The organism is Clostridium sp. Cult3, from assembly GCF_021655115.1.
Taxonomy (GTDB): Bacteria; Bacillota; Clostridia; order Tissierellales; family Tepidimicrobiaceae; genus PPXY01.
Genome location: NZ_PPXY01000053.1, coordinates 1 through 6,947 on the forward strand (window position 1 = coordinate 1; position 6,947 = coordinate 6,947).

Consider the following 6,947-nt stretch of genomic DNA (forward strand, 5'->3'; position numbering starts at 1 on the left):
TGCTCAAAAAACAAGGGATAGATTATTCATAAGAAGTAAAGAAGAAGGTGGGATCTATTAAAGAGGAGCCTACTAACTAAATCATTTTCGTGTGAACTTTCAATCCTACTGTTCTATAGTTTCAGAATGTTGCAAATTTCTATATTATGATAAACTATATATAGAGCATATTAAGATCATGTAAATCATATGATTCCTATTAGATTGAGAACAGGAGTTACCTATAAAAAATATGATTTTCTAGAACTAAATAGGGAAAGGGGGATGGGAGATATGAAAAGTTTAAAATTGGGCAAAGAGGAAAGATATGATATAGACAAGGAAGTCATTGAAAAATACAATATCAAAGCAGGGGATGTATCACCATTTACAGGATTAGAGGTAGTAGAGATAGAGGATATACAGATAGATCTTGAAGAGGATATGGAAATAGAAAGATTTGATAGAAGTCTAATAGAAGATGTGATGGATGACAGCGCTACAGCAGTTGATATAGTTGTAGACGATAGAATGGATATGATTATTAACAATGTAGTAGAAGGCAATATAGATAATAGACATACATTCATACTTACGGATCTTTTTCTTCCAGAGGATTGGGAGTATTTATCTGAAGAGCTGGGGAATTGGCATCTGGGTAGGGCTTTTAGTTCAAGGGTAAATACCAACGAGTATCCAGTGGAGAGAGTCAAAGATAAGCAAGGCTATGCTCAATATAGGATCAAAACTAAATAATATTAAATAAAACAGCTATTGACTGGGGTTGATCTGGTCAATAGCTGTTTTATTGTTGGGGGTTACTTACGAAGGATATTTTTTGTTCCAAATCTATTGTGCCAATCTTGGACAAACTGATCTACGCTTAGATCTGTTGAAGGGCAGTAGATTAGTTTTTCTAATAGTTCAAATGGGATGGTTACATTTTCAGCTCCAACTAATAGGGTTTCTTGGATTTGTTGGACATTTTTGAAACTGGCTGCAAGGATTTGGGTATCTAATCGATGTTCTTCAAATAGAATCTTGATCTTTTCTACTACTGCCACGCCATCCCCTTGCAAATTGTCGATTCTATTCACATAGGGAGCCACAAAGCTAGCTCCAGCTTCTGCTGCTACTAATGCCTGCATAGAAGTGAATATAGCTGTTCCAGTGGTTTTGATATTTTTCTCCTTTAACATTTTTATTGCTTTGATTCCTTCTCTGGTAATTGGCACCTTTATATAAGTATTTTCACCTAATAGTTCTATTAAGTATAGGCCTTCTTCTACCATGGTTTCGGCGTCTTCAGCTAAAATTTGAACATGGAGGGCTTTATCCTCTCCAATTAGATTTCTGATTTTCTTAAAGGTTTGGATATAGTCTCCATCTTCCTTTGTTATAATGGTTGGATTAGTAGTAACACCAGATACTGGATAGTATTCTATAGCTTTCTTAATATCTTTTAAATTGGCCGTATCTAAAATCAACATAATGTATTCCTCCTTTTATTATCCACCTATGGTGACTTTCAAATCATATTTCTCCATATATTCTCTAACTTCCTGTATTTTCTCTTCCTTTGGTGGTTTTAAATCTATTAATTTATATTCTAAGCCTAAAGCTTCATATTTGCTACTACCATATTGATGAAAGGGTAGAATATGGACTTCCTTTATATTATTTTTCACTATAAAATCTATGATATCATCAATATTTTGTTTTTCCATAGTAAAGCCAGGTATTAAGGGTACTCTTGGGATTACTTTTTTGTTTTTTTGTACTAGATTTACAAAGTTTTCTTTAACTACATCCATATCTACATTCAATATGGATTTTGCTTTTTCTTTGTCCATGATCTTCAAGTCGAATAGTATTAGATCCAAATAGTTAGCCGCCTTATCCAGAGTATCAATAGAACCAAACCCACTGGTTTCCATAGCCGTGTGTATATTTTCATCCTTTAGGGCTTTAAGAAGGCTTATCAGGAAATGGCCATGGCTTAGCGGTTCGCCTCCGGATATAGTGACTCCACCATCAGTGGTTTCATAGAATACTTTGTCTTTTTTCACTTCCTCTACTATTTCTTCGATGGTCATTTTATCTCCTATATAGGATTTAGCATTGGTAGGGCAAAGATCTGTTTCTATATCACAATTAAATATATCTTTAGTATTACAGTTTATGCAAAGTTTCTGTCGCCTAAAAATCTCCCTTTCAAAACTTTGGGATTCTGGATTAGAACACCAAGGGCATCTAAGGGGACAACCCTTTAGAAATATAATAGTCCTTATACCTTCTCCATCATTTAGCGAATATCTTTGTATATTGAATACTAGGTTTTCTTTCATATTATCACCTACAATGTATGTTCAGTTCTGTTGATGATGTCGTTTTGGATATCCTCATTTAAATCCACGAAAATAGCACTGTATCCAGCTACTCTAATTACCAGATCCTTATAGTTTTCAGGATTCTTTTGAGCTTGGCGCAATAGATCAGCAGATACGATATTGAATTGAACATGTTGAACCTTTAATTTTACAAAGGCCTTTATATATCCAATAAACTTTTTCAAGCCTTCACGAGTTTCTAGAGATGAAGGGTTAAATTTTACATTTAACAGGCTTCCATTGGTGGTCAATCTATTGTCTAGCTTACTTACGGTTTTTAATACGGCAGTAGGGCCTTCTTGATCTCTTCCCACCATAGGTGATAGTCCACCGTCGGCTAGTTGTTCCTTGGCTAGCCTTCCATCAGGGGTAGCGCCAACTTGTTCCCCTAAGGGTATGTGGGCAGAAACCGTATAGGATCCTGGTTGGAAGAAGCCTTCCCTGATATTTTTATATTTTTCTACTTCTTCACAGTAGAAGCTTAAGATTTCCCTACCTAATAGATCCACTTGGTCCACATCATTACCATATTTAGGATATTTATTAATAAAGGTCTGTCTTAGAAATTCGTTGTTTTCATAGTTGTTATCTAATATATCTACTAATTCTTCTATAGTGAGCTTTTCTTCTTCAAATACCGCCTTTTTTAATACATATAGGGAATCGCTAAGATTAGCGGTGCCAATTCCTTGAACACCAGAGAAATTATATTTTGCTCCTCCATTGGAAACATCTACTCCCTTTTCTAAACATCCATGGATAAAGGTAGACAACAAGGGGGTAGGGGCAAAGTCAGCATGGGCTTTGTCTACTATATTGGATCCTTCTACCATCTTCACTATATAATTGGATATGTTTTCTTTAAGTATTTCCATAAATTCATCAAAACTTCTTACATCTTGATAGTTTCTTTTTAAAGTAAGCTCAAACACCCTCAATAGATTAAATAGGGCAATATCATGTAATCCATAGGTTTTACCTGGAATAGACAACTCTACACACCCTACTACAGCATAGTCTCGAGCATCTTCTAGGGAAACACCTCTATTTATAAATCCAGGGATTATTATATCGTCATTAAATAGCTGAGGCATGCCTGTGCCTAGTTTGATGGTTTCTGCTACTTTTTGTAAAAAATATTCATTGGAGTTTTCATGAACCCTGGCCCCTAAATTAGGTTGAGGCAATTTAATTTCCTTATAGGTATCTAATATCAATAGGGATAGTTCATTGGTAGCATCTTTCCCATACCTATCTACCCCACCTAATATGATGGTATATCCTGTAGGAAATCCTGCGAAGTATTTGGCACTGTCTGCACTTCTCAATAGGACTACTTCGTTCATCTTAATCCATAGGCATTTTAATATTTCTTCCATAAAGCCTAAATCCATTCCTTTGTCTATAGATTTTTTGAATATGGGATACATGTACTGGTCAAAGCGTCCTGAAGATATGGAGCTGGCATTGGATTCATATTGCAAACATATATTGACTAACCAAAATAGCTGAACTGCTTCGTGGAAATTTCTTGGAGCTCTTTCAGCTATATTTCCACAGACTTTAGCTATTACCTCTAGTTCTTCTTTTCTAGTACTATCTATTTCCTGCTGTGCCATCTCTAAGGCTAGTCTTTCATATCTTCTAATATGGTTTTGGGTGGCCTTTAGGGTTATTAGATTGGCTTGTAGAAACAGATTGTCTGGTTCTTTTTCTAGCTTGTTTTTTACAAAGCCTACTTTAGCCTGTAGGCCTTCTTGTATTAGGGCCTCAAAGTCTGGGATTATATGGCCTTGGCCTTTGTCGGTTTGGTTTAGTTTTATGATTCCCAAATCCATTCCTTCCTTTACATCTTCAGGTATCTTTTCATCTACATAATCCTTTAGAGAATTCCCTTTCCAATAGGGATATAGTTTGTCCCTATAGATAGCCTTGTCTTTTTCAGATATATAAAAGGGGTCCTGAGGTCTATTATGAATAGTATCTATTTCCTCTAAAAACCAATAGGGAGACATTTCCGGAGACAATATTCCAGAACGAGGTTTAGTAACCCTACTTCCTACAATTAGTTCATCATCATCTATATGGATTTCAATTTTATTTAATATATTTTCCGTTGCTCTAGCTCTTTTGATTATTACCGGCTCATCTTTATATTTTTCATAGGCTTCAGTATATAATAGAGCTCTTTCTAAGGAGATTTCCCTTTTCTTTTTAAATAACTTACTTTTTAAAGCATCTATTCTATTCATATTAGCACTCCTTTTATTGTTTAGTCGTGTTTAATCTTATTATATATCACTTGATTCAGAATTACAATTTATATATCACCCTGGTATTATTCGAGGGAAGTGATTTGGCAATGGAAGGCAATTTTTTGTCATTATGAAACATAGGCTAAGGATCCCGAATTCCATAGGGAATTTGATGAGACAGGGTCCTTGGATAGGGTAGACGTGCAAAAAGAACCGTCCCTGGTGCATGTGCTGTTCCACATTGCAATATATAAGTTTTTTATATATAATAATAAATAGGATTAAATAATAACAAAAGGGATAGAGGGATGATATGTTTGCTGAAGAACGATTGGAAAAAATAATAGATATTTTATATAAAGATGGGAAGGTTGTAGTAAAGGATCTGAGTAGACAGTTTGGCATATCTCAGGATGCTATACGAAAGGATTTGAAAGTATTAGAGAACAAGGGATTTATTGAAAGGACCTATGGCGGAGCTATTTTGAAAAACCAAATACCTAGACTTACAAGGGTGGAGGAAAGGCTGAAGGAGGATATAGAGGAGAAGAAGATTATAGCTGAAAAGATATTCAATTTACTTAAGGATGGAGATACGATTTTTTTAGACATATCATCTATCAATATACTGTTGGCAGAAATGTTAGGTCAGTCTAGATTGAATATAACTGTAATATCCAATTGTATAAATGTGATGTATATACTCTCTAAAGGTCAGAATAAAAATATAACTTTGATAGTACCAGAGGGAATATATGATAGGGATGCTGGCGGATTTACAGGTTCCTCTACCATAGAGTCCATTAAGAAGTTTAGGGCTCAGAAGGTTTTTATAGGAAGCTGTGGTGTGGATATTAAGGATAGGAAGATCAGCACTTTCAATATGGAAGATGGAAATACCAAAAAGGCCATCATGGATATAGGAAAGGAAGTTTTTTTAGTAATGGAGAACAAGAAGTTTTTCTATGATGGAATCTTTAGGTTTGCAGATATAGATGACATAGATACAATAATTACTGAGAAAAAACCCAATGATGATATACTTCAAATACTCAACAAACAAGGAATACAAATAATATAAATTTAGGAGGAGGAACTATGTATCCATTAAAATTTGAAAATATATATTTCGAAAAAGTATGGGGAAGTCAGACTCTATCTACCATTAGGGACAATGTTCCTGAAGGGGATATAGGTGAAAGCTGGGATGTGGCTTATCATGAAAATGCAGTTAGTATTGTAGCAAATGGAAGGTACAAGGGCATGAGGCTTGATGAATTAATAGAAGAGAAAAAGGAACTATTACTAGGAAAGGAAATAGTAGGGAGGAAGTTCCCCTTACTGATCAAGTTTTTAAGCCCTAGCAAGAAACTATCGGTACAGGTTCATCCTGATGATGAATATGCAGCTAAACATGAGAAAGGTGAATTGGGAAAGACAGAAGCTTGGTATATAGTAGAGGCAGAAGAAGATGCATATATAGTATTGGGGACTAATGGATGTACTAAGGATGAATTTGAAAAATCCATAGAGGATGGTACTGTAGAGGAGTATATGAACAAGATCAATGTAAAAAAAGGTGATGTATACTATCTAAAAAGCGGGCTCATTCACACCATGGGACCAGGAGTGATCGTTGCTGAAATTCAGCAAAATAGCGATACCACCTATAGGGTATATGATTATGGCCGAGGCAGGGAAACCCATATAGAGAAGGCTTTAGATGTTATTAGATTTGACTATGAAGGAAATAGAAGAGAAGGCCTATTAGTAGAAAGAAACGGCTATAACAAAACCTACTATTGTTTAAGTGAACATTTTTCTTTAGAGGTGTATGATATATTTGAAAGTATCACGGAGAAAAGCGATGAAGACAGATTTTATATATTCACCGCAGTGGAAGGAGAAGGCACAATCCATTATGATGGGGGAGAAGTTGATTTTAAGAAAGGGGATAGTACTTTTATACCTGCTACTCTAGGTGAATATTCTATCCAAGGGGATTGTAGATTGATAAAGAGCTATGTCCCAGATGTAGAGGCTGTTGAAAAGGAAATTTTAGATATTATTAAATAAGAGGTGATCCTATCAAATATCCACCCCCGGCACTAACTTACTAACTCCTGTTGTGCAAAAATAAAAGTGTAATTGGTAACATTACCAAAAATTGAATATGGCATAATCTCCATTCCTATGATAATTGTTAATTATCCAAAAAATATTCATCAAAAGGAAGGTGAAATTATGCCTACTACCATTGTAAATTACAATGAAGAAATAATCAATTTTTTAGAAGATGTAAATTATGGAATGAATAAACCAC

At 34.9% G+C, this 6,947-nt stretch carries 6 protein-coding genes; 3 read left to right on the top strand and 3 right to left on the bottom strand.

Annotated features, from left to right (window positions below; translation table 11 throughout):
• The first annotated feature begins 273 nt into the window (after positions 1-273).
• On the top strand, positions 274-735 hold the full coding sequence (locus tag C3E88_RS10195; protein WP_236910079.1) for a hypothetical protein: 462 nt from the start codon (positions 274-276) through the stop codon (positions 733-735).
• A gap of 62 nt (positions 736-797) precedes the next feature.
• Here C3E88_RS10195 and C3E88_RS10200 read toward each other — a convergent pair whose 3' ends face one another.
• Genes C3E88_RS10200 through C3E88_RS10210 form a run of 3 tightly spaced genes read right to left on the bottom strand, consistent with a single transcriptional unit; the run spans position 798 to position 4,621 of the window.
• Complete coding sequence (locus C3E88_RS10200; RefSeq protein ID WP_236910084.1) at positions 798-1,472, bottom strand: fructose-6-phosphate aldolase; 675 nt, start codon at positions 1,470-1,472, stop codon at positions 798-800.
• A gap of 15 nt (positions 1,473-1,487) precedes the next feature.
• Positions 1,488-2,327 carry a glycyl-radical enzyme activating protein gene (locus C3E88_RS10205; RefSeq protein WP_236910080.1) on the bottom strand — a complete coding sequence of 280 codons (840 nt, stop codon included), beginning with the start codon at positions 2,325-2,327 and terminating at the stop codon, positions 1,488-1,490.
• An 8-nt stretch (positions 2,328-2,335) separates the two neighbouring features.
• Entirely contained in the window at positions 2,336-4,621 is a 2,286-nt protein-coding gene (locus tag C3E88_RS10210) for a formate C-acetyltransferase (RefSeq protein ID WP_236910081.1), read from the bottom strand.
• 316 nt (positions 4,622-4,937) lie between these two features.
• Here C3E88_RS10210 and C3E88_RS10215 point away from each other — a divergent pair, with 316 nt between their 5' ends.
• Positions 4,938-5,705 carry a DeoR/GlpR family DNA-binding transcription regulator gene (locus C3E88_RS10215; protein WP_236910082.1) on the top strand — a complete coding sequence of 256 codons (768 nt, stop codon included), beginning with the start codon at positions 4,938-4,940 and terminating at the stop codon, positions 5,703-5,705.
• Positions 5,706-5,722: 17 nt separating this feature from the next.
• Positions 5,723-6,700, top strand: coding sequence for a mannose-6-phosphate isomerase, class I (gene manA, locus C3E88_RS10220; RefSeq protein ID WP_236910083.1), 978 nt, complete (start codon positions 5,723-5,725; stop codon positions 6,698-6,700).
• Positions 6,701-6,947 lie beyond the last annotated feature (247 nt).